21 protein-coding genes are annotated in these 20,567 nt (G+C 41.4%); 14 read left to right on the plus strand and 7 right to left on the minus strand.

What is annotated here, in order from left to right; all coding sequences use genetic code 11:
• Positions 1-9 precede the first annotated feature (9 nt).
• Positions 10-711: an EcsC family protein gene (locus tag BLW54_RS13540; protein WP_074735194.1), complete on the plus strand. Its 702-nt coding sequence runs from the start codon at positions 10-12 to the stop codon at positions 709-711.
• Here BLW54_RS13540 and BLW54_RS13545 read toward each other — a convergent pair.
• Both BLW54_RS13545 and BLW54_RS13550 read right to left on the minus strand, forming a co-directional pair.
• On the minus strand, positions 708-1,886 hold the full coding sequence (locus tag BLW54_RS13545; RefSeq protein ID WP_074735196.1) for a M20 metallopeptidase family protein: 1,179 nt from the start codon (positions 1,884-1,886) through the stop codon (positions 708-710). The two genes, BLW54_RS13540 and BLW54_RS13545, sit on opposite strands and share 4 nt — an antisense overlap.
• A gap of 346 nt (positions 1,887-2,232) precedes the next feature.
• Complete coding sequence (locus BLW54_RS13550) at positions 2,233-2,670, minus strand: ferritin-like domain-containing protein (protein ID WP_035510090.1); 438 nt, start codon at positions 2,668-2,670, stop codon at positions 2,233-2,235.
• Between the two features lie 656 nt (positions 2,671-3,326).
• On the opposite strand from BLW54_RS13550, the gene BLW54_RS13555 reads away from it, so the two are divergent.
• Positions 3,327-3,752: a disulfide oxidoreductase gene (locus BLW54_RS13555; protein ID WP_181949680.1), complete on the plus strand. Its 426-nt coding sequence runs from the start codon at positions 3,327-3,329 to the stop codon at positions 3,750-3,752.
• A complete protein-coding gene (locus tag BLW54_RS13560) occupies positions 3,749-4,246 on the plus strand; it encodes a thioredoxin family protein (protein WP_035510093.1) in 498 nt (165 codons plus the stop codon). The genes BLW54_RS13555 and BLW54_RS13560 overlap by 4 nt, the downstream gene beginning before the upstream one ends.
• Before the next feature lie 35 nt (positions 4,247-4,281).
• Here the strand turns inward: BLW54_RS13560 and BLW54_RS13565 are convergent, their stop codons facing one another.
• Entirely contained in the window at positions 4,282-4,788 is a 507-nt protein-coding gene (locus BLW54_RS13565) for an antibiotic biosynthesis monooxygenase family protein (RefSeq protein WP_035510095.1), read from the minus strand.
• A gap of 94 nt (positions 4,789-4,882) precedes the next feature.
• On the opposite strand from BLW54_RS13565, the gene BLW54_RS13570 reads away from it, so the two are divergent.
• The 4 genes from BLW54_RS13570 (at position 4,883) to hemY (ending at position 10,570) form a co-directional block, all read left to right on the plus strand.
• The gene (locus tag BLW54_RS13570) at positions 4,883-7,033 is read left to right on the plus strand and encodes a transglycosylase domain-containing protein (RefSeq protein ID WP_244153517.1); all 2,151 of its coding nucleotides are present in this window, start codon (positions 4,883-4,885) and stop codon (positions 7,031-7,033) included.
• A 107-nt stretch (positions 7,034-7,140) separates the two neighbouring features.
• Positions 7,141-8,178, plus strand: coding sequence for a uroporphyrinogen decarboxylase (hemE, locus tag BLW54_RS13575; protein ID WP_074735198.1), 1,038 nt, complete (start codon positions 7,141-7,143; stop codon positions 8,176-8,178).
• 47 nt (positions 8,179-8,225) lie between these two features.
• A complete protein-coding gene (gene hemH / locus BLW54_RS13580) occupies positions 8,226-9,155 on the plus strand; it encodes a ferrochelatase (protein WP_074735200.1) in 930 nt (309 codons plus the stop codon).
• Between the two features lie 8 nt (positions 9,156-9,163).
• Positions 9,164-10,570 (plus strand): protoporphyrinogen oxidase, encoded by a 1,407-nt coding sequence (hemY, locus tag BLW54_RS13585; protein ID WP_074735202.1) that lies wholly within the window; start codon positions 9,164-9,166, stop codon positions 10,568-10,570.
• 245 nt (positions 10,571-10,815) lie between these two features.
• Here hemY and BLW54_RS13590 read toward each other — a convergent pair whose 3' ends face one another.
• Entirely contained in the window at positions 10,816-11,757 is a 942-nt protein-coding gene (locus BLW54_RS13590) for a nucleoside hydrolase (protein ID WP_035510102.1), read from the minus strand.
• A gap of 171 nt (positions 11,758-11,928) precedes the next feature.
• Between BLW54_RS13590 and BLW54_RS13595 the strand changes: the two genes are divergently transcribed.
• Complete coding sequence (locus BLW54_RS13595; RefSeq protein WP_035510104.1) at positions 11,929-12,942, plus strand: LacI family DNA-binding transcriptional regulator; 1,014 nt, start codon at positions 11,929-11,931, stop codon at positions 12,940-12,942.
• A gap of 258 nt (positions 12,943-13,200) precedes the next feature.
• Here BLW54_RS13595 and yhfH read toward each other — a convergent pair whose 3' ends face one another.
• Positions 13,201-13,329 (minus strand): protein YhfH, encoded by a 129-nt coding sequence (gene yhfH / locus BLW54_RS13600; RefSeq protein WP_074735206.1) that lies wholly within the window; start codon positions 13,327-13,329, stop codon positions 13,201-13,203.
• 120 nt (positions 13,330-13,449) lie between these two features.
• Between yhfH and BLW54_RS13605 the strand changes: the two genes are divergently transcribed.
• The 5 genes from BLW54_RS13605 to BLW54_RS21200 all read left to right on the plus strand — a co-directional run bounded on the left by BLW54_RS13605 (position 13,450) and on the right by BLW54_RS21200 (position 18,775).
• Complete coding sequence (locus BLW54_RS13605; protein ID WP_074735208.1) at positions 13,450-14,181, plus strand: MBL fold metallo-hydrolase; 732 nt, start codon at positions 13,450-13,452, stop codon at positions 14,179-14,181.
• A 66-nt stretch (positions 14,182-14,247) separates the two neighbouring features.
• Positions 14,248-15,249 carry a lipoate--protein ligase gene (lplA, locus tag BLW54_RS13610; RefSeq protein ID WP_074735210.1) on the plus strand — a complete coding sequence of 334 codons (1,002 nt, stop codon included), beginning with the start codon at positions 14,248-14,250 and terminating at the stop codon, positions 15,247-15,249.
• Positions 15,250-15,424: 175 nt separating this feature from the next.
• Positions 15,425-16,969, plus strand: a complete 1,545-nt coding sequence (locus tag BLW54_RS13615) for a fatty acid--CoA ligase family protein (RefSeq protein ID WP_074735212.1) — start codon at positions 15,425-15,427, stop codon at positions 16,967-16,969.
• Positions 16,970-17,172: 203 nt separating this feature from the next.
• Positions 17,173-18,108: a hypothetical protein gene (locus BLW54_RS13620; protein WP_074735214.1), complete on the plus strand. Its 936-nt coding sequence runs from the start codon at positions 17,173-17,175 to the stop codon at positions 18,106-18,108.
• 535 nt (positions 18,109-18,643) lie between these two features.
• Positions 18,644-18,775: a hypothetical protein gene (locus BLW54_RS21200; RefSeq protein WP_279626559.1), complete on the plus strand. Its 132-nt coding sequence runs from the start codon at positions 18,644-18,646 to the stop codon at positions 18,773-18,775.
• 113 nt (positions 18,776-18,888) lie between these two features.
• Here the strand turns inward: BLW54_RS21200 and BLW54_RS13625 are convergent, their stop codons facing one another.
• Positions 18,889-19,344: a DUF3939 domain-containing protein gene (locus BLW54_RS13625; protein WP_035510113.1), complete on the minus strand. Its 456-nt coding sequence runs from the start codon at positions 19,342-19,344 to the stop codon at positions 18,889-18,891.
• 285 nt (positions 19,345-19,629) lie between these two features.
• Here BLW54_RS13625 and BLW54_RS13630 point away from each other — a divergent pair, with 285 nt between their 5' ends.
• Positions 19,630-20,181, plus strand: coding sequence for a competence protein ComK (locus BLW54_RS13630; RefSeq protein WP_244153518.1), 552 nt, complete (start codon positions 19,630-19,632; stop codon positions 20,179-20,181).
• On the opposite strand, the gene BLW54_RS13635 is transcribed toward BLW54_RS13630, so the two are convergent.
• A complete protein-coding gene (locus BLW54_RS13635) occupies positions 20,102-20,518 on the minus strand; it encodes a YhjD family protein (RefSeq protein WP_035510114.1) in 417 nt (138 codons plus the stop codon). The two genes, BLW54_RS13630 and BLW54_RS13635, sit on opposite strands and share 80 nt — an antisense overlap.
• Positions 20,519-20,567: the final 49 nt, after the last annotated feature.

Consider the following 20,567-nt stretch of genomic DNA (forward strand, 5'->3'; position numbering starts at 1 on the left):
GTTTTTGGTATGAACTATGAAAAACAGGCTAAAAGAGAAGCACTGCGTTGGAGCAAATCATTAGACAAACGTTCATCTATTCTTCAAAGGTCGTCTAAGCGTATGCAATCTACTATTAATGGGAAAATTCCGGATCGTGTACACAACATTGTTACAGATAGTATTCGGTCAATGATCGAGCTTGCTCTCACTTCTTCTGAGTATATTCGCCCTGTTACTGTGAATCCGGATTGGAGTTTTGAGGAACGGGAAGAACAAGTCCGAGAACTTTTAAAACAATACAAACGGACAGCATCTGTAGAAGGGGCTGGTACAGGACTTGGAGGGTTTTGGTTAGGAGTTGCAGACTTCCCTTTGTTACTGAGTATTAAAATGAAATTTTTATTCGATGCCGCTCAAGTGTATGGGTTTAATATTCATTCCTATCAAGAAAGGGTCTTCTTGCTACATGTCTTCATGCTTGCTTTTTCAGGTGATAACGCTCGAAGAGAGGTGAAAAAGAAAGTAATGGAATGGAATGAGCTGGAGGTAGAAGAAAAAAATGTGGATTGGAAGACATTACAAATTGAATACAGAGATACTTTGGATCTCGTTAAGCTATTTCAATTAGTACCTGGATTCGGAGCAGTTGTCGGATATGTGGCGAATGGACGGTTACTGGAACAATTAGGGGAGACGACTATTCAATCCAGCCGCCTCCGCTTGCTTTAAATTCCCTGCTTTTCCTGATAACTGATATAGGATTGAAACAACGTTTTGGCTGCATGAGGGAGCGCTGTTTCGTCAAAATCAAATTTAGGATGATGGTGCGGATAATAATGATCAGGGATTTGAGCCCCAGTGAAATAGAATGCTCCCGGCTTATCGAGAAGGTAATACGCGAAATCTTCTCCTGCCATCACCGGTTCGATTTCCTCTGTTGTCAGGGAAGCATCGGCTTTGTTTGCGTTTTGCAACACTAATTCTGCCTCTTCGGGATGATTGACAACAGGTGGATACCCTTTTTCATATAAAAATTCATATTCGGCATCATATCCTGTACAGGCTCCTTTAATGACTTTTTCCATTTCTTCTATGATCAAGTTTTGAACTTCTGGATCAAATGTGCGGACTGTACCGGTTAATTTTGCGGAGTCAGCAATAATATTGAATGTCGTCCCGGATTCAAATGTTCCAACGGACAAAACAGCGGTTCTTAACGGATCTACTCTTCGGCTTACGATTTGTTGTAACGAAGAGACTAATTGAGAGGCAATGACAATGGCATCTTTTGTCTGATGCGGTTGAGCACCATGGCCGCCTTTTCCTTGGATTTTAATTTCAAATCTATCTGCTCCTGCCATGAATGGCCCTTTTGCCGTTTGAATGACTCCTGTTGGTGCATTTACCCATAAGTGTGTTCCAAAAACAGCATCGACATTTGTTAATGCCCCTGACTCCACAATGGGTTTTGCTCCTCCTGGAGCATATTCTTCCGCGTGTTGATGTAAGAAAATAATTGTTCCAGGCAGCTCTTCTTTATGAGGTGTGATAGCTTCCGCCAGACCGAGAAGAGCAGCAGTATGTCCATCATGGCCACAAGCATGCATAACCCCTTCATTTTTGGAGCGATATGGAACATCGTTTTCCTCCTGGATAGGAAGGGCATCGAAGTCAGCTCTTAAAGCGACCGTTTTTCCTGGTTTCCCACCTTCTAACTTAGCAATAACCCCATTTCCTCCTACATGACTTTCATAAGGGATCCCGAGCTTCTTATATGTATTGACAATAAATTGGGCTGTTTTCTCCTCGTTGAAAGATGCTTCTGGGTATTGATGCAAATGACGGCGCGTTTCCACCATTTTTTCATATAGTTCATCAATGGCTTGATAAATATGTTCCCACATTTTATTTCCTCCATTTCGTTACGTAAATGCTGACATTCGTTTTCCTGCACCCTTATCCATATAAGACAATTGTTTTAAAAAGTGTAATACAGATTCAGAATATTCTCAAATGAATCGTTCATAAATCCTTGAAAAGCGGGCGGGTTCGTACATCTGAGACCAGCTGTTTTTGCTCCTGGCATCTCATTTTTTATTATGGAGGCGTTTGGGCTATAAAGCTAAAATTTAGATTCTGCCAATACTTCGACAATCCCTGAAAAAATAAAAAAGATGACCTCTGAAAGGTCATCTCCGTCTGATCGGTCATGATTTTAAAAGGTTAATCCCTATAAAAATAGGGGGCACCTTAGTCTTGTAGTCGTGAGTCTTGCAATAGTCGGCCGATTTCTTCCATATGTCCTGTTTCATCGGCAATCATATCATCCAGCTTGACAGATAGTTCTGTTAATCCAAGTTCTTCAGCCTGCGCTTTACGTTCTTCATAGCGTTTAATCGTTTGACGCTCAGCTTCACGTGCCTCTTCTAACATTGGTCTTACTTCGGTCAATTGTTTAACCTCGGCAGGAGTTGTCGTCGGCGCTCCCCCGAGAGTACTGATTTTTTCAGCTAAATAAAGGGCGTGTCCTTGCTCATCTGTTACTTCACTTTCAAAGAATGGCTTAAGGACTGAGCGGTATAAGCCAGTTACAACCGCTGCATTATACGTGTACATAATGGATGCAGCATACTCATGAGACAAATCTTCATTTAAACCATCGATTAAGGCTTTCATTTTTTCATCCATACAACAAACATCCTTTCTTATCTTTACTCATTACTAACTATTCCCTTTCCATATAGCTTTAAACATAAATCTCCGACTAGCGACGGGGCTTGATATCGTTTTAAAAGGGCGGATTTCCCAATACCATATAAGATAGATATTTTTGAACAGAAATCATCTGCCTTCTCTGTGAAGAGTAATAAATGGAGAAAATAAAATGTATCAGCTTCTAATAGCCGTATTATTGATATTGTTAAGCGGGGCACTGCTTTTGTCGAATTTGATATTATTTCCCTGGAAATGAAATGGACCTGCGAAACTATTTTATCTCATTATTCTATTAATTATTGGTCTGAATTTATGGCTTCTATATAATAATAAAAAGGATAATAATAAAAAGGCGGAGCTGGATAAGGTGCGCAGGGTCGGACTCAAGCCGCCGTCGATGTCCATGGAACGGACTGCTGAAAGAGGAATAGTACCGGGGGCTGTTCTTGTGAGCAGTCTTTTTTGGGTTTCTTGAAAGATGTATCAGAGCAAAAAAGAAGCCGGGTCTCTATAATTAGTGGCTTAGCAAAACCCATTCATCTGCAAGGGTCCTCTCCTATAAAACTACTTTGTTTTCGAGAAAATACCTAGTATAATGGCATGAGAGAGAGGTAGAAAGGATAAGATACATGAAGAAAAGCATGGAAACTTTGCTGTTCCTTTTATGGGCAATGGCACTCATAGCTACTGTCGGTAGTTTGTTTTTTTCTGAAGTTCTCGGTTATGAACCATGCGAGTTATGCTGGTATCAGAGGATTCTAATGTATCCACTCGTTCTTATTTACGGAACGGCTTTATGGAAAAAGAAATGGGATGTGGCTTTTCCGGGTATCATCCTAAGTGGGATGGGTTTAGTGGTCTCTTCCTACCATTATGCTTTGCAAAAGATTCCTGCTCTTTCAGCAGGGGATACATGCGGTTTGGTACCGTGTAATGGTCAATACATCAATGTATTCGGTTTTGTGACGATTCCATTTTTAGCAGGCATGGCATTCATTATCATTTTTGTTGTGCATTTATTGTCCATTGTAAAGAGAAGGAGTGAAGACGTATGAAAAAAGGGATGATTATTTTTGCAAGTGCTCTAGTCGTACTTGTTATTATTCTGGTGTATGTAGTGAATTACCAAAATACACAAAAAACAGCAGATAACCCGTATGGGAAAGAAAACCTTGCACAATCTACGATAGATCAAATGGATGATCCGAACTATCAAAATCAAATTCAACCAGACGAATTAGAAGAGGAAATTCAATCCGGTGAATCGACTACGGTTTATTTTTACAGCCCTGAGTGTGTGTATTGCCAACGGACGACACCAAGAATGATGCCGATTGTGAATGAATATGATCTGGATGTGAAAAAGATGAATGTACTGGAGTTTCAGGATCAAATGAAAAAATACGGGATCGAAGGAACACCAACGCTCATCCATTTTGATAATGGGGAAGAGCAGGCACGAATTACAGGTGAGCAATCTGTGGATGGATTAGATGAGTTTTTCAAAAATGAGGTCATGAATAATAGTACGGATCAAGAAGAGGAATAAGAAAAGTGAGCGGGTTTCCGCTCACTTTTCCTATGCTAATCTTCCAATTGGATCATTTGGTATTTGGTAATGTACGCATCTCCATCAATGAAGGAAGGTTTTTTCTGGTGTTTCGGCCCTGACTTTTTGTGAGCGGCCTCGAAGGATTTAGAGTTCTTCCAATCCTCAAAGTCTTGTTCACTCCGCCATTGAGTAAATACTACATACGTATTCCCTTTCAACGGGCGAAGAATCCGAATAGCCTGGAATCCTTCACGATTCTCTACATTGCCGGCTCTTTGTTTAAATCGATCCTCGAAAACGGGACGTCCTTCGTCACTGACGGGGATATTATTCATGACGACAAAACCTGTAGACTTTATCGTACCGACATAATCGACGGTTTCATAGTCGCGCCCTTCTTCAAAAATGGAGGGGTCTTCTCCCTCATAATAGGCGACGGTTTTGTCTTGGTCCTGCAAAAAGTACAGGGATGCTTCAGGGTGTTGTTGACTCAGTTTGGATAAGTAGTTCAATGTGCCGTTGGTCATCGATACTTTCATTGCTGATGTCTCCTTTCCTGCGTTATTCTCAGTTTATCAAGTGGAGTTCGATGGTAGCAAGTTTGAAGGATAGAATAGAAAGGATGCACGATATTTGAACATCAAAGGAATTATTAAACGGTTCCCTCATGGGCTGAAGCGGTTTAAATGGCCGATTTTTATCGTTACGGTGGTCCTGTTATTGGTTTTGATCGGGTTTTTGACTATCTTATTTGGCGGCCGTTTTGTTGTAAATGAAAAGGATTTGATTTTAGAAGAAATGACCACTGTTGAAACAGATGACGGCGAAGTCATTGAACAGATTTACACGAAGAATAGAGAGGTCGTATCGATTGACCAAGTGCCAGAGCATGTGAAAGGTGCGTTTATAAGTATTGAGGACAGTCGCTTTTATAATCATTCAGGTGTGGATTTTAAGGGGATCATGAGGGCGGTTTATAAAGACATCATCGCCATGAAGAAAGTAGAGGGAGCAAGCACCATCACCCAGCAGTTAGCAAAGAACATGTTTTTATCGAATGATAAAACTTGGATGAGAAAAACAAAAGAAGTGATGGCTTCTCTTTACTTAGAGCGCAATTATACGAAAGATGAAATTTTAGAGATGTACTTGAATCGGATTTATTTTGGCGAAGGTACGTATGGAATTGAAGCCGCTTCAAAGCATTACTTTCAAAAATCAGTATCAGATTTGACGATAGCTCAAGGGGCACTGCTTGCAGGGCTGCCGAAAGCACCGAATACATATTCCCCCTTTGATCATCCTGAAAAGGCTGCTGAGCGGAGAAATATTGTATTGTCAAGAATGTATGATACAGGACGAATTGAAGCTGATACGTTGAAGCAAATGCAAGGTACAACGCTTGCGGTAGAGCGTTCAGAAGAAGGGAAGGAAACGTGGTCAAACAGTTATGTAGACCAAGTGATTCATGAAGCAGCCGAGAAATATCACATCTCAAGAGATGAACTAAAACGCGGTGGATATCGAATTGTTGTGGAAATGGACCCAGTAATCCAGCGAATTGCAGCTGAAGAAATGAAAAATGGAGAGTTCGTACCGGGTTCCTCTGGTCCTGTTGAAGGTGCCTTCACGCTCATGAACCATTCAACGGGAGGAGTGGTGGCTATTGTGGGAGGGCGTCATTTCAAGCATGGTGACTTTAATCGTATCCGAGCAGCTGAGGCACCTGCTTCAACGATTAAACCATTTGCCGTTTATGGTCCTGCTATGATGACAGGTGACTATGATCCCTTCAGTCTTTTATCTGATGAGAAACAAACATTTGGATCAAATGATTACGCCCCAAAAAACCATGATGATCGTTATGATGGTGAGGTATCGCTGTATCAAGCCTTGGTAGAATCCAAGAATATTTCAGCCGTTTGGCTCCTGGATCAGATTGGTGTTTCGTATGCGAAAGGTTATTTGGACAAAGCAGGTCTGCCGACAAAGGATAAAGGTTTAGCGATTGCCCTGGGGGGGCTTTCCGATGGCTATACGCCTTTGCAGATGGTCGAAGCCTACGGTTCATTAGCTCAACAGGGAATAAGGAAAGAGAGTTATACCATCAGCAAAATTCTGGACAGAAATGACAAGATTATTCATGAACATCCAACAAAAGAAACCGAAGTATTTGATAAACAGACGTCTTGGTTCTTGACAGAAATCCTGCAGAGGACCGTCAATGAAGGAACAGCAAGTGCGGGAGATTATTCTAAGGCTTTAGCAGGAAAGACAGGGACCCACCAGAACGAACATGTTTGGTTCGCTGGCTATACACCGGAATATGCGGGGGTGCTCTGGATGGGCTATGATCAATCGGGTGAAATAAATGGGAGCAGTGTTTATCCGACCCGTTTAATGAAAAAGATTTTGGAAAAGGTGGATCAAGAGAAAGGTCTGGCCGCTGCTTTTGAAAAGCCTGATGGGGTAGAAAGTCTTCCAGAGCCTGTTGACCTTCCGGTAATCACTGATTTACGGGGGAGTCTCGATCTGACAGGTCTGGCTTTATTAAGAGGTACAATCCAGTGGACAATTCCAGATGATGAGCGCATTGTATATCGTATTTTTAGGGAAGAAGACGGAGAAGATGTTAAAGTCGGAGAAGTTACAGGGAAAAACGTCTATAAAGTTAGTGCGTTCGGCATTTTTGATCAGAGCACTTATTATGTCATTCCGGTCGATCCTTTGACCGGCAAAGAGGGTCAGCCATCCAATGCTGTTACATTAAAGTGGGATCTGTGAAAAAACGCACAAAATGATGACAAATGATTCATTTTTCTATACAGAGGATCGATAAATCGTTATAGTTGTAAGCGGATAATTCATGATCGTGAAAAGGAGTCCTGAAGATGAATAAAATTGAAAATGATACGATTCTGAAAGCTTTCCGAGGGGAGAAAACCGACCATACGCCTGTCTGGTTTATGCGCCAGGCTGGGCGCTCTCAACCGGAATATCGCAAATTAAAAGAGAAATATTCATTATTTGAAATTACTCATGAACCAGAGCTGTGTGCTTATGTTACTCGCCTTCCTGTAGAACAATATGGTGTGGATGCAGCCATTCTTTATAAAGATATCATGTCACCGCTGCCTGCCATTGGCGTGGATGTTGAAATTAAAAAGGGAATTGGTCCTGTTATTCATAATCCGACTCGAACAAAATCTGACATCGAGAAACTCGGGACTATTGACCCTGAAGAAGATGTCCCTTATGTGCTGGATACGATTCGTTTGCTGGCAAAGGAACAATTGGAGGTCCCTCTCATAGGTTTTAGTGGAGCACCATTTACCTTGGCAAGCTATATGATTGAAGGCGGCCCTTCTAAAAATTACAATAAAACCAAGTCGCTAATGTATAGTGAACCAATGACATGGTTCGCTCTTATGGATAAACTTGCCGATATGGTCATCACCTATGTGAAAGCACAGGTGGCAGCAGGAGCAAGTGCCATTCAAATTTTCGATTCATGGGTCGGTTCCTTGAATGTAGAAGATTATCGAACATACATTAAGCCGGTCATGCAGCGCATTTTCTCTGAATTGAAAGGGGAAGGAGTACCCCTGATCACGTTTGGAGTAGGGGCAGGACATTTGATTCATGAGTGGGATGATCTGCCTGTAGATGTGCTTGGGTTGGACTGGCGTATGTCTATAACAGAAGCAAGAAGCCAGGGGGTTACTAAACCACTTCAGGGAAATCTCGATCCGTCCACGATGTTAGCCGATTGGGATGTCATTGAAGAGCGCGCAAAGAAAATTATTGATGAAGGGAAACAACATCCAGCGCATATTTTTAACCTCGGCCATGGTGTCACACCGGATATTAAACCGGAGACACTTAAGCGACTGACTGATTTCATTCATGAATACTCTAAGAAGGCTTAAGGAAGCATGAGTTGTTGTCTTTAAATAGATAGAAGAGGTGAACGAACATGGCAAAAAAACAAATGGGATTATTAGTAATGGCTTATGGGACGCCTTACAAAGAAGAAGATCTAGAAAGATATTATACACATATCCGCAGAGGACGTAAGCCATCAGATGAAATGCTTCAAGATTTACGCGACCGTTATGATGCCATCGGTGGAATATCTCCTTTAGCGCGTATTACTGAGGATCAAGCCGAAGCATTAGAGGATGCGTTAAATGAGAAACAAGACGACGTGGAATTTAACGTATACCTTGGACTAAAACACATTGAGCCATTTGTTGAGGATGCGGTAGCTCAGATGGCAGAAGACGGTATGGAAGAAGCTGTAGCTATTGTTCTAGCTCCTCACTACTCCACATATAGTGTCAAATCATATAATGGACGAGCTAAAGAAGAAGCTGAAAAACATGGGATTACCATCCAGGCGGTGGAAAGCTGGTATGATGAACCTGGTTTTATCGATTATTGGAAAGAAGTGATTGAAGCAGAGTATAGAAAAATGGACGAAGCGGAAAAAGAGAATGCCTGCTTGATTGTTTCTGCACATAGCCTGCCAATGAAAATCCTAGAAGGCGGCGACCCATATCCGGACCAATTGAAAAAGACAGCTGAATTGATTTCAGAAGCTACGGGTATTACCCAATACGAGATTGGCTGGCAGAGTGAAGGAAATACACCGGATCCATGGCTTGGCCCGGATGTTCAAGATTTGACGGAAGATCTATTTAAAAATAAAGGGTACAAGAGCTTTGTGTATGCCCCTGTGGGTTTCGTTTCTGATCATTTAGAAGTTCTCTATGATAATGATTATGAATGTAAAGTGGTTTGCGATAAAGTCGGTGCTGATTACTATCGCCCGGAAATGCCGAACACACATCCAAAATTCATCCAGACGCTTGCAGATGTTGTCATGGATAAAGTGAAAGAGTAGGGATTTTTATGGGAGAGCAGAAGCAAGTCGTGGTGGTTGGCGGGGGCATCTCAGGTTTGACCTCTGCCTACTATTTGCAAAAAGAAGCCCGAAACCAAGGACACGATATTCATGTTCAATTATTGGAGTCCAGCCCACATTTAGGTGGCAAGATCAGTACGGTCCAAAAGGATGGATTTACGATTGAGCGCGGACCTGATTCCTTCCTCGCTCGCAAAGAAAGTGCAGGACGTCTTGTGAAAGAAGTGGGGATTGAGGATGAACTTGTCCCGAACGGAACAGGGCAGTCCTATATTTTAGTGAACGGGAAGCTTCATAAAATGCCAAGTGGATCTTATATGGGGATTCCAACAAGGGTGCGCCCTTTTCTCTTCTCAGGTTTATTTACACCTGCAGGAAAAATGAGAGCTTCCTTGGACTTAGTCAAGCCGAAAAAAACGGTGGATGGGGACCAATCCCTTGGGTTGTTTTTCCGTAGAAGGCTTGGAAATCAAGTAGTCGAAAACTTAATTGAACCTCTTCTTTCAGGCATTTATGCCGGGGATATTGATCGTTTAAGTCTTCAGTCTACGTTTCCAAACTTTTACGACCTGGAGCAGGAGTATGGCAGCTTGATTAAAGGACTGCGGCAAACTTATCCGTTGAAAAAACCTAAGAAAGGTGAGAAGAAACCAAGCATGTTTCGCACCTTGCGGAATGGTTTAGGTTCTCTCGTGGAAGCGGTGGAAGATAAACTTGAACCGGGCACTGTTCATAAAGGAGTTAAAGTTGAACACATTGAAAAGAAAGAAGAAGGGTATCACCTTCTCCTAAGTGATGGGACGGTACAAGAAGCCGATGCAGTCATATTAGCGGTGCCTCATTTCGCTGTCCAACGGATGCTTTCGCAATTTGAGTTTTTTAAACCATTTAAAGAAACAAACGCAACATCGGTTGCCAATGTAGCTATGGCTTTTAATGCCTCAGCAATTAAACAGGATATTGATGGTACAGGCTTTGTCGTCTCACGAAATAGTGATTTCCGGATTACTGCTTGTACCTGGACACATAAGAAATGGCCTCATTCTACTCCGGAAGGAAAAGTACTTTTGCGCTGTTACGTAGGGAAGCCTTCTGACCAAGAGGTCGTCGGTAAATCGGATGAAGAAATACAGGAAATTGTTTTAAATGATTTGAATAAAACGATGAACATTACCGACAAACCTGAATTTTCCGTTGTCACCCGCTGGTATGATGCGATGCCTCAATACGCTGTGGGACATAAACAAAGGCTGAATGATATTACAGCACATATGGAGAAAGAATTGCCAGGGGTGTATCTGGCAGGAGGATCATATCGTGGAATCGGCTTACCTGATTGTATAGATCAAGGGGAAGCAGCGGTAAAGCGTGTAATGGATTATTTAACAGCATGAATTTCTAGTTCAGAAAGGGGACGTATCCAAAAGGATGCGTCCTCTTTTAGGCTGTTGATCAAGCTTGAGGTTTGTTCACTATTTTTCGTTCCGTTTTGGTCTCGGAGAATAGTCTTTATGATTATGCGTACCGATTATTTGCGTTATGACTCTATTTGAACTGGAGAGTCTGGTTCCCTGTGAGAGAAGCTGGAAAATATCTCTATCTGCAAGCTTTTTTTGTAGTCAGAGAATCTTTTATAATTTCACTGTTCACCTGTCATGACTTTTACAAAATCGCGAGTAAAAGCTTCTCTGTCAAAGTCCACAATGATTTGGTGCATAGGATAATTTTTTATGTATTTAGGGACAGGACGAAAATCAGCGTACGTCAGCCCTTTTGAATTACTTTCTGTCGTTATCTGCACTTGTCCTTTCACAACTGTGTACTTTTCCGGTTGGCTTAAGTAAGAGAATAATGTTACATCATGAAGCGGTGCCCCCTCAACACCAGGGAGTATGGATTTGTACTTTTGGCTGTAATAATTCATGATTGGATAGATAATTTGAGAAAAAGGGGTGTTGTTTTGCTTGGCTACTTGTTTCATAGTATCTAGTAATATTATGGCATGGTTACTGATATTCAAAGGGACGAAAGTAATATGATTCCCATTCGAAGCCACGATTTTTGCAGCCTGAGGGTCTCCAAAAATATTGGCTTCGGCAACGGGAGTAAGATTTCCGGGTACAAAAAAGGCTCCGCCCATCACATAAATATCACCTGCTTTATGGATGTTTCCTTCTGATTGAATATATGTCAAAGCAAGGGAAGTCAGCCTTGAGAGGTTTATAATGGTTAATTGTTTTTTATAGGTATGAATCAACTCATAGATTTTTTTGAAAGGGAAAATTTTTTTTGGGATATGGACGGAGGGAATGAAGGGACCTAATCCATGAGGGCCATGAATATCATAGAAAAATTCTGGTTTCGTCCCTGTTAGTGGTTTTTCCGCCCCTTGGATGATCGGGATATCCTCTCTATTTGCCAGTTGTAACAAATAAGCGGTATTCCTTAAGGCTATTTTCTGGCTGACGTTTCCATATTCTGTAACGATGCCTACTACTTCGATTTCGGGGTGGAGGAGTGCGTACATAATGGCAAAAGAATCATCGACTCCTGGATCGGCAAAGATCATTACCTTTCTCATCGAATCAACCCCTATCTGCCTTTTTCATTATCCTATTTCTGAGGGAGTATTCTTATGTGTGGGGGAAGAGAAGGAGTTTTAAATTTATATGAAAGGGCTTGCAAGAAAAGGCAATGATTAGTATGATTAAAAATGGAAACGTTTTCAAGAAAGCAACAAGGGGGAGTAAGTATGGCTACGATTGAAGATGTAGCGAAACTGGCTGGATTATCGAGGACAACGGTCTCCCGTGTGATTAATGATCAGCCGTACGTGACAGATGAAAAAAGACAACGAATCATTCAAGCCATGGACGACCTTGGATATGTCCCCAATTCTTCCGCTCGTCGTCTCCGCAGTCAAAAGACAGAGACAATCGCCGTTCTCCTGCCTCGTTTAACGAATCCCTTTTTCGGTAACTTGATCGAGGCAATGGAAGAGAAGGCTTCGGAATGGGGTTATCAAGTCATTGTCTGTCAAACGCATGATTCTAAGAAAAAAGAAATGGATTATTTACAATTATTAAAAACAAAACAGGTGGACGGGGTCATACTGGCTTCTTTGGTAAATGATTGGAAAGATGTTGAACCTTTTCTGGAATCCGGGCCGATTGTATTCTGTAATGAATACATGGACAAGGCATGTATTCCGATGGTGCATATGGATCATAAACAGGCAGCCTATGATGCAACCATTCATTTATTAGAACAAGATTGCAGGCAGATTTGTTATGTGACTGGCGGTCCGGAAAGTCACTTATCCCGAAAGCGTAAAGAAGGATTTATCAAAGCGTTAAACGAGTTTGGCCTCCATTTTGAAGAAAATTTATCGATTGACTGGGCGATCAATGTAAGTGATGGACAAAAGGTCTTTCACATGATTAACAATGAACTTCCCCACGTTGATGGTGTGTTTACTGGATCTGATGAAGTGGCAGCAGGTCTGATTTATGAAGCAGCTTCGTCGGATTGGGTCATACCTGAAGATTTAGCGGTTGTAGGTTTTGATAATCAGATGGTGTCCCTGTTGATGGTGCCTTCTGTGACTACGGTAGAACAGCCTGTGAAGCAAATGGCAGACAAAACCGTAGAAGTTCTCATCCAACAGCTCCTTCATCCAGGTGCTCTCGCCCCAAACAGATATGTCTATCCACATCAATTGCTCGTAAGGAATTCCACTAAAAGAAAAAAGCTATCCATCCAGTAGAATCATCTGCCGGATGGTTTTTTTATTTTTTAAGAGTTATAAAAATGTATGATGAGAGAGTTTGTATGAAGTGAAAGCTGTGATACACAATCTCTCTCATGAGAAAAGTGGAGGATATTTTGAGATGCCGCCTTTCTATATAGTATCTGGGAGGAGAGTTTGGTTGATTAGTCAAAAATGGACAAAAAAATAGCAGCCTATGACAGCTGCTCCAAATTCTATGTTGTTCTTTCTTATGTTTTTTGTGGAATACTAGAATTAGCGGGCTGGATGGTCACACTCGTCACAAATGTTGCCGTAGCAGTCAGCTTTTTCCTGGATGACATTCCCACAGTTGGAGCAGTGCTTTTTCGGAAGGTTACGGAAGAACTCTAGAACACTCATCATCTGTAAATCGCCTCCAATTAATTTTTAATGTAAATTCATTGTATTATAACAATATTCAAAAATCAATATTCTGTTATAAAACAATGTATAATTAGGCAAAAAGTTTTAGGAGTGATGAAAATGAAAGTGACAATTATCGGATATTGGGGTGCTTATCCTGCGGCAGGGAGTGCTAGTTCTGGGTATTTATTTGAGAAAGACGGCTTCTCGCTTCTGGTCGATTGTGGCAGTGGAGTATTATCCAGATTGCAGCAATTAAAAAAAGTAGATGAACTGGATGCCGTCATTTTGTCCCATTATCACCATGATCACATAGCGGACATCGGGCCGCTGCAATATGCATGGCTTGTGCAAAACAGCCTTAATGACAGGAATGAATCCCTCCCTATATATGGACACCAAGAAGATGAAGACAAGTTCGACATGTTAACACATCAATATACGAAAGGTGTTCCATACGATCCTGAGAAGCCGCTCGAAATTGGACCTTTCTCTATCGAATTCCAAAAAACGCATCATCCGGTTCCTTGTTATGGTATGCGGATTTCGGATGGAGAGGAAACGGCGGTTTACACAGCTGATACCAGTTATTTTAAAGAATGGTCAGCATTTGCAAAGAATGCGAACCTTTTAATTACCGATACTAATTTTTATAAGGGAATGGACGGGAAGAAAGCTGGCCATATGACGAGCACAGAAGCAGCAACCATCGCCGATGAGGCTAATGTTCAAACCTTATGGCTCAGTCACCTGCCCCACTTCGGGCAACTCACTAAGTTGCGCCAGGAAGCTGAGGATGTGTTTCATGGAACTATTCAATTGGCGGAAGAGGGGATGACATGGAGTAAATAAATTGTTTCCTTATGTCTAAACGATTACAATGGTACTTGGACATCACGGACTGAAAGGATGAAACAGATGCTTTTTATTGATCATGAGGGAATTAATGATCCTCGCATTAACTTGGCCATTGAAGAATATGTGTTGAAAAATCTTGATATTAATGAGACCTATCTGCTGTTTTATATCAATAAACCTTCCATCATTATTGGGAAGAACCAAAATACTGTGGAGGAAATCAATACAAATTATGTCGAGGAAAATGGTATTCATGTTGTCCGCCGTCTTTCTGGTGGAGGAGCCGTATATCATGACCTTGGAAACTTGAATTTCAGTTTCATAACGAAAGATGATGGGGACAGTTTCCATGACTTTGCTAAATTTACAGAACCGGTAACGGAAGCATTAAAGAAACTAGGCGTGAATGCTGAGCTCTCTGGTCGAAATGATATTGTTGCAGAAGATGGCCGGAAAATTTCTGGTAATGCTCAATTCTCCACAAAAGGACGCATGTTCAGTCACGGGACATTAATGCTTGATTCAGAAATTGAGAATGTGGTATCCGCATTGAACGTTAAGACAGAGAAAATTAAGTCAAAAGGAATCAAATCGATCCGCAGCCGAGTAGCGAACATATCTGAATTCCTTGATGAGAAGATAGCGATGGATGATTTTAAAGACATGATTCTTCGTTATATCTTTGACGTGGAGGATGTAAACGATGTTCCGCAATACAAATTAACGAAAGAAGACTGGGCGAACATTCATCATTTAGCTGATGAGCGCTACAAAAGTTGGGACTGGAACTATGGTAAGTCTCCAAAGTTTAATATACAGCATACGAAGAGGATTGAAGGGGCCGGCAGTTATGATATCCGATTGGATGTAGCAAAAGGCTATATAAAAAATGCAAAAATCTTCGGTGATTTCTTCGGGGTAGGGGATATCAATGAAATGGAAGAAATTTTAATTGGTACGAAATACGAGCGCCAGTCTATCTCCGAAGCCATCGGAGATACAGATATTTCCTACTATCTAGGCAAAATCAACAAGGAAGACTTCCTGGATATGATCTATTAATCGAAAACGACCCTTATTTTAGGGTCGTTTTTTACTTGTAAGGCAGTGAACAGAACCATCTTCTGAATTCGGTCACAGGATGACAATTGTTGCTAAATAATTTTCTGTATTTTATAATTATATTGAAAATTAATATTATGAATGATTGTTCATTCATAATAAAGGGGGAGCGTACATGAATTTAAGCGAACAACTGTTGCTGACCGCTCAAAGGAACCCGGATAAGGACGCCTATATTTTTCAAGGGCAGCCGGTTACTTATCAGGAGTTTGATGCAACGGTCACTAAATTCGCTTCTAAGTTGTCTGAATGGGGTTATACAAAAGGAGACCACATTGCTTTAGTAAGTGGAAACAGTCCATTATTCATGATTGGACTTTATGGTGCACTTCGGGCAGGTGTAACCGTTATTCCGATCAACCCAACGTATACAGCAGATGAAATGAGTTACATTTTGAAAAATGGAGATGTCAAGGCAGTGATGACCATGGATGTATTTATGGATAAATTTGAACACATGGACCAATGTCTTGATGTGTATCATTATTTTGTGGCCGATACAGGTACGGGGATCGATCTGTCCTCTTCATCTTTATCCGCAAAAATGAAACCGTTTGCAAGAACGGTGGGAGAAGGTCGATTGGATTTTTCCGGTCCTTCAATTGATGACCAGGATGTTGCTGCTATTCTGTATACATCTGGTACAACGGGTAAACCGAAGGGGGCCATGCTTACCCACCAAAATTTATATTCGAATGCCTCAGATGTCGCTGATTATCTGCAAATAAACTCAGACGATCGCGTAATTGCTACCCTGCCAATGTTTCACGTTTTTTGCTTGACCGTTTGTTTGAATGCTCCGTTGGTTAATGGAGGAACTGTTCTAATTGTTCCAAAGTTCTCTCCGCAGGAAGTGTTTGCAACAGCTGAAGAATATCAAGCCACTATTTTTGCTGGTGTTCCGACAATGTATAACTATTTATTACACACAGGAAAAGATCAAGCACAAGCACGATCTTTCCGCCATATGCGTTTCTGTATTTCTGGTGGTTCATCCTTGCCTGTCGCTCTATTAGAGTCCTTTGAAAAACAATTCGATGTCCGTGTATCTGAAGGGTACGGCCTGTCAGAAGCTTCCCCCGTAACTGCCTTCAATCCTCTTGACCGACCGAGAAAAGCAGGATCCATTGGCCAGAATATAAAAAATGTCAAGAATAAAGTGGTTGATGAACTGGGAGAAGAAGTAGCTGTTGGGGAAGTCGGTGAATTGGTTGTAAAAGGACCAAACGTCATGAAGGGCTATTACAAACTTCCCGAAGAAACAGCGGTCACGATTCGGGACGGTTGGCTCTATACTGGTGACATGGCCTGTCAGGATGAAGAAGGATATCTTTATATTGTAGACCGTAAAAAAGATATGATCCTTGTCGGCGGGTATAATGTTTATCCAAGAGAAGTTGAGGAAGTTCTTTATAAACATGACGATGTAACAGAAGTAGCAGTTGTAGGAGCTCCAGATTCGGAATTGGGGGAAACGGTCATCAGTTACGTCGTACCTAAACACCCGTCTTTGACGGAAGAAGAACTGAATGATTATTGCAAGGATCATTTAGCGAAGTATAAAATCCCGTCACGCATTGAATTTATGTCTGAATTACCGAAGAATACGACTGGTAAAATTCTAAGGAAAAATTTACGTGAACAATTGGCAAAGTCCTGAGCGAAAGGGGAACAGTACCCATAAATATTCCCGGTGCGTAAATATGTATGCTAAAAGTTCAAACGGCCATAGCTCTTTCTATAATAGAGCTATGGCTGCTTATGCGCCTTTTAGACGCATTATCTGATCAAATCAGACTTCTTCCATCACACTTGAAACCTTTCCATTCACTCCCCGTATAAACATAGAAAGGGGAAAAAGTGATGGAGGAACTGCATGAAGCTTTAATGGATGCAAGAAAAGGATTATTGGAAAAAGAACGACTACATAGAGAAAGTGAAAAATTGAAAGAGGAGCTTAATCATCTGTACGTTCAAGAACAGCAATATCGAGAGAGACTTACTGAGGAGGAAGAAGATGTTGAAAAACTTGAGCGGATGAGTCTCACTAATCTGTTTGTAACCATTACAGGTCAAAAATTGGGGAAATTAGAAAAAGAAAAGCAAGAAGTAGTGGAAGCACGTTTGAAATGGAAAGAAGCGCACCAATCGTTAGCCGATGTAGAAACGGAATTGGAGAATCTTAACCAAAAAATAAAAGAATCAGGGGATCAAAAAGGAGAGTATAATAGGTTATATCAAAGGAAGAAGCAGTTCCTTATATCGAGAGGGAGAGAAAAAGGCAAACGCCTGCTCGAGCTCAGTGATAAGCGATCAACATTACAGGCAGAGTTGAGTGAGATTAGTGAAGCCATTGTTGCTGGTCAATCAGCTATGTCCGCGCTTGAAGAAGCATCGAAGTCATTGACCTCAGCAGAAAATTGGGGGGCCATCGATATGCTGGGGGGTGGATTATTGACAACCGCCGTCAAGCATTCCCGTGTAGATGATGCAGATACCGCTATCCATACCGCGCAACGACACTTGCGGAAGTTCGCAAATGAAATTGATGATCTTGGAAAGCACTATGACGCTAATATTCAAATCTCAGGTGGTTTAACGGTAGCGGACTATTTTTTTGGTGGGTTAATTGTGGATTGGTTCGTTCAGAATAAAATCCAATCTTCTCATAAAGAAGTTAGAGAAATTAGGAAAAAAACTCATCAGGCACTTCTTGACCTTGAAACACTAGAGCGCCAGTTTGAAAAAGAGGAGCAGGCTTTTAAGGAGGAGATGGACCGTATTGTCCGTTATACATGAGGAATTTTGAGAGGTCGTATGTCATTTACTAGAAAATTCGCACCACTTTGCGGACCTCCGCAACTTTTTTTCGGTGAACACGGACCAAGGGTGTACTACAATAGAAACAGATAAGCGGTGATGCTTATTTATCTCATAACTATTTATGATTTGGTTGTCATAAATAGGTCAGTAATTAATTTTACTGATGAGTGTCATGGAAAAGTCTTTCCTCTCAGAGAACTTTTCCAACAATTTATTCCCTCACTCAAAAGTTAACCAGTCGTCTCTTTTGGCCCATGTTCTCGTAGAGCATGGGCACTTTTTTTATCAAAAATGGGCTCGTTTAGTGACTCTTCCTCTTCCTCTTCCTCTTCCCCTTTATTCAGTAAATTTTAATAAGAACAGAAGTATGACAGGTGATGTTCTTGCTCAAAATAATAGGACGGACAATCATTAAAGGAGCCGGATAAGACCATGGCACCGGGACGACCGGGGGCAGAAAATCCATTTATTCCTATAAGTGCTGGCAATTCAGCTGGATGTTACCACAAAGATGAAGGCTTCTACCGCAGTAAGTCCAGGAGCTATTGAACTTGGGCTATGGAGGTCTGGGGGAATGGTTCTTCCTGGTGGAATTGAATCAGAGATGACGACCGAAGAAGATAAAGGTCTTCCGAAATTTTAGGATGCTACACCTTTAGTAAAGAATCGTTCAACTATTGAAAAAAGCGAAGGCAAACGTTTTTTTTGCTTCTGATGGTCTTATTGCACGGGTGCTGAGCCACAGCGGACGAGTAATCATCGGGGCTTCTTGTAGGTAATCATAAACTCTTCGTTCGTGAGATAAAAGTCACGATTTGGCCGTCGATGTAACAAATCGCGGCGCTCGAGCTTATAATAACTTATCCGTTTATATGGATCATCATCAATGATCGGAAGTTCTTGTGTTTGTTCTATATACTCGTCCACAGCTTGTTGGATGAGGTCAATATCTAAGGCGAGGTCTTTGTCTTGTTCTTCAAACAACTCATAGGTCTCCCGGGACATATAGAAATTCTGAACAGGTACAGCTTTTAAATAGGGGGCCAGAAGTTTATAGTCCAAAGTCAGATCTTCCTTAATAACTACACTAAGGGGGACCTCCTTAGGCTTGGAGTCTGCAAATGCATGGACCGCTTTTCTGACTTCATGAATGGATATATCTCTTTTCTCTACCTTCGTTTCTTTCGACTTTTTATTCTTTCGGCTCCACATCTGTACATTCCTCCTAAATAAAATTTGTTCGAGAGGTGTTTTAAATGAAAAATAAGCCAGTTCATCAGCCAGAACTTGATTTCTTTACACTACTTAATCCTGATTTTGGACGTTGGGAAGAAAAGGAAGAAAGGAAAGGGCCGGCAGAAGAACAAGTGTAACTGTAGTATAGCAGATGAAGCTATTTGAAACATTTTTATAATAATGTTTAGACTTTCGCCCCGCTATTTGGTAAATTAAAGAAGATGAGCGGTTAGTTCGGCCTATTAGGGGGACTGCCGCCACTTGAATAGAAGGGTGTTGAAGTGGATGACCTATGTTCCTGAAAAAGAATACGAAATTAACCCACAAACCATTGCACTTGTGGCAAAGCAAGAAGATGGTGGACAAGTCTTTACAGAAGTTATGGAGACGGATGAACATTTTTTCATTCCCAAGTGCCCGAGGGATATTATTGATCGTTCATGCCGCTATTTTGCAAGCAGCCTCGAAGGGCGTATCGCCGGTACAAAACAACTGACCGGCTACACTCACAAGCCACCGATCGTCATATCTGAAGCGATGGGTATTTATTTCTTCCCCATTATCTCTCCGAAACGAAAAGACTGCTCCTGGATCGCCCATAAATATATTCGCTCCTACAAAGGGGAACCCAATAAGACGACAACCGTTCAGTTTGCTAACGGTGACTCCATCAACCTTCCCGTTTCTGATGGCATGTTTGCGAATCAAGTTCAGCGCACAGCCCATTTGCGCGTTATTCTGGAAGACCGCTTCCATCCAGCGTCTGTGGTTGCTGATAACCGTGCGGAACGGATTGCTGAGACTTTTTCATAAGTTCAAATAATATATTTTCCACTTTTTTTCGTATAGCTGGATTGAAGTAGTTGCGCTTTTCTTCATAACCATGAGCCAGGAACAAAAAAGAGGTAAACGAATCATTTCTTCCTGATTCTACGACCTGAAGTTTCATTTGATCCATTTGTTTCCTTAGTTTCCTTCGTTCCTGCCGCGCTTCAAGCTCCATTTTCCCAAGCAGCTCCATATACGGCTCTTTAATTTTGAATTTCCCTTGCTCCATGTGTTTCCGATCTTGCCTGATGACAGTGATGGCCATAGATAAAAACAAGTAGCGGGAAGCGAGATCTAATTCTTTCTGTTTTAAATACCTCATATCATTCCCCTCCAAATATGCGAACAGGCGTTCTTGTTTGTATTATACC

This window comes from Halobacillus karajensis, assembly GCF_900108515.1.
GTDB lineage: Bacteria > Bacillota > Bacilli > Bacillales > Halobacillaceae > Halobacillus > Halobacillus karajensis.

Coding starts and splice junctions, on each gene's coding strand:
- BLW54_RS13620 (WP_074735214.1), top strand. CDS start 17,173: ATGGAGGAACTGCATGAAGCTTTAATGGATGCAAGAAAAGGATTATTG.
- hemH (WP_074735200.1), top strand. CDS start 8,226: ATGGCAAAAAAACAAATGGGATTATTAGTAATGGCTTATGGGACGCCT.
- BLW54_RS13605 (WP_074735208.1), top strand. CDS start 13,450: ATGAAAGTGACAATTATCGGATATTGGGGTGCTTATCCTGCGGCAGGG.
- BLW54_RS13550 (WP_035510090.1), bottom strand. CDS start 2,670: ATGGATGAAAAAATGAAAGCCTTAATCGATGGTTTAAATGAAGATTTG.
- yhfH (WP_074735206.1), bottom strand. CDS start 13,329: ATGATGAGTGTTCTAGAGTTCTTCCGTAACCTTCCGAAAAAGCACTGC.
- BLW54_RS21200 (WP_279626559.1), top strand. CDS start 18,644: ATGAAGGCTTCTACCGCAGTAAGTCCAGGAGCTATTGAACTTGGGCTA.
- BLW54_RS13545 (WP_074735196.1), bottom strand. CDS start 1,886: ATGTGGGAACATATTTATCAAGCCATTGATGAACTATATGAAAAAATG.
- BLW54_RS13635 (WP_035510114.1), bottom strand. CDS start 20,518: ATGAGGTATTTAAAACAGAAAGAATTAGATCTCGCTTCCCGCTACTTG.
- BLW54_RS13590 (WP_035510102.1), bottom strand. CDS start 11,757: ATGAGAAAGGTAATGATCTTTGCCGATCCAGGAGTCGATGATTCTTTT.
- lplA (WP_074735210.1), top strand. CDS start 14,248: ATGCTTTTTATTGATCATGAGGGAATTAATGATCCTCGCATTAACTTG.
- BLW54_RS13560 (WP_035510093.1), top strand. CDS start 3,749: ATGAAAAAAGGGATGATTATTTTTGCAAGTGCTCTAGTCGTACTTGTT.
- hemE (WP_074735198.1), top strand. CDS start 7,141: ATGAATAAAATTGAAAATGATACGATTCTGAAAGCTTTCCGAGGGGAG.
- hemY (WP_074735202.1), top strand. CDS start 9,164: ATGGGAGAGCAGAAGCAAGTCGTGGTGGTTGGCGGGGGCATCTCAGGT.
- BLW54_RS13540 (WP_074735194.1), top strand. CDS start 10: ATGAACTATGAAAAACAGGCTAAAAGAGAAGCACTGCGTTGGAGCAAA.
- BLW54_RS13625 (WP_035510113.1), bottom strand. CDS start 19,344: ATGTGGAGCCGAAAGAATAAAAAGTCGAAAGAAACGAAGGTAGAGAAA.
- BLW54_RS13565 (WP_035510095.1), bottom strand. CDS start 4,788: ATGAAAGTATCGATGACCAACGGCACATTGAACTACTTATCCAAACTG.
- BLW54_RS13555 (WP_181949680.1), top strand. CDS start 3,327: ATGAAGAAAAGCATGGAAACTTTGCTGTTCCTTTTATGGGCAATGGCA.
- BLW54_RS13595 (WP_035510104.1), top strand. CDS start 11,929: ATGGCTACGATTGAAGATGTAGCGAAACTGGCTGGATTATCGAGGACA.
- BLW54_RS13615 (WP_074735212.1), top strand. CDS start 15,425: ATGAATTTAAGCGAACAACTGTTGCTGACCGCTCAAAGGAACCCGGAT.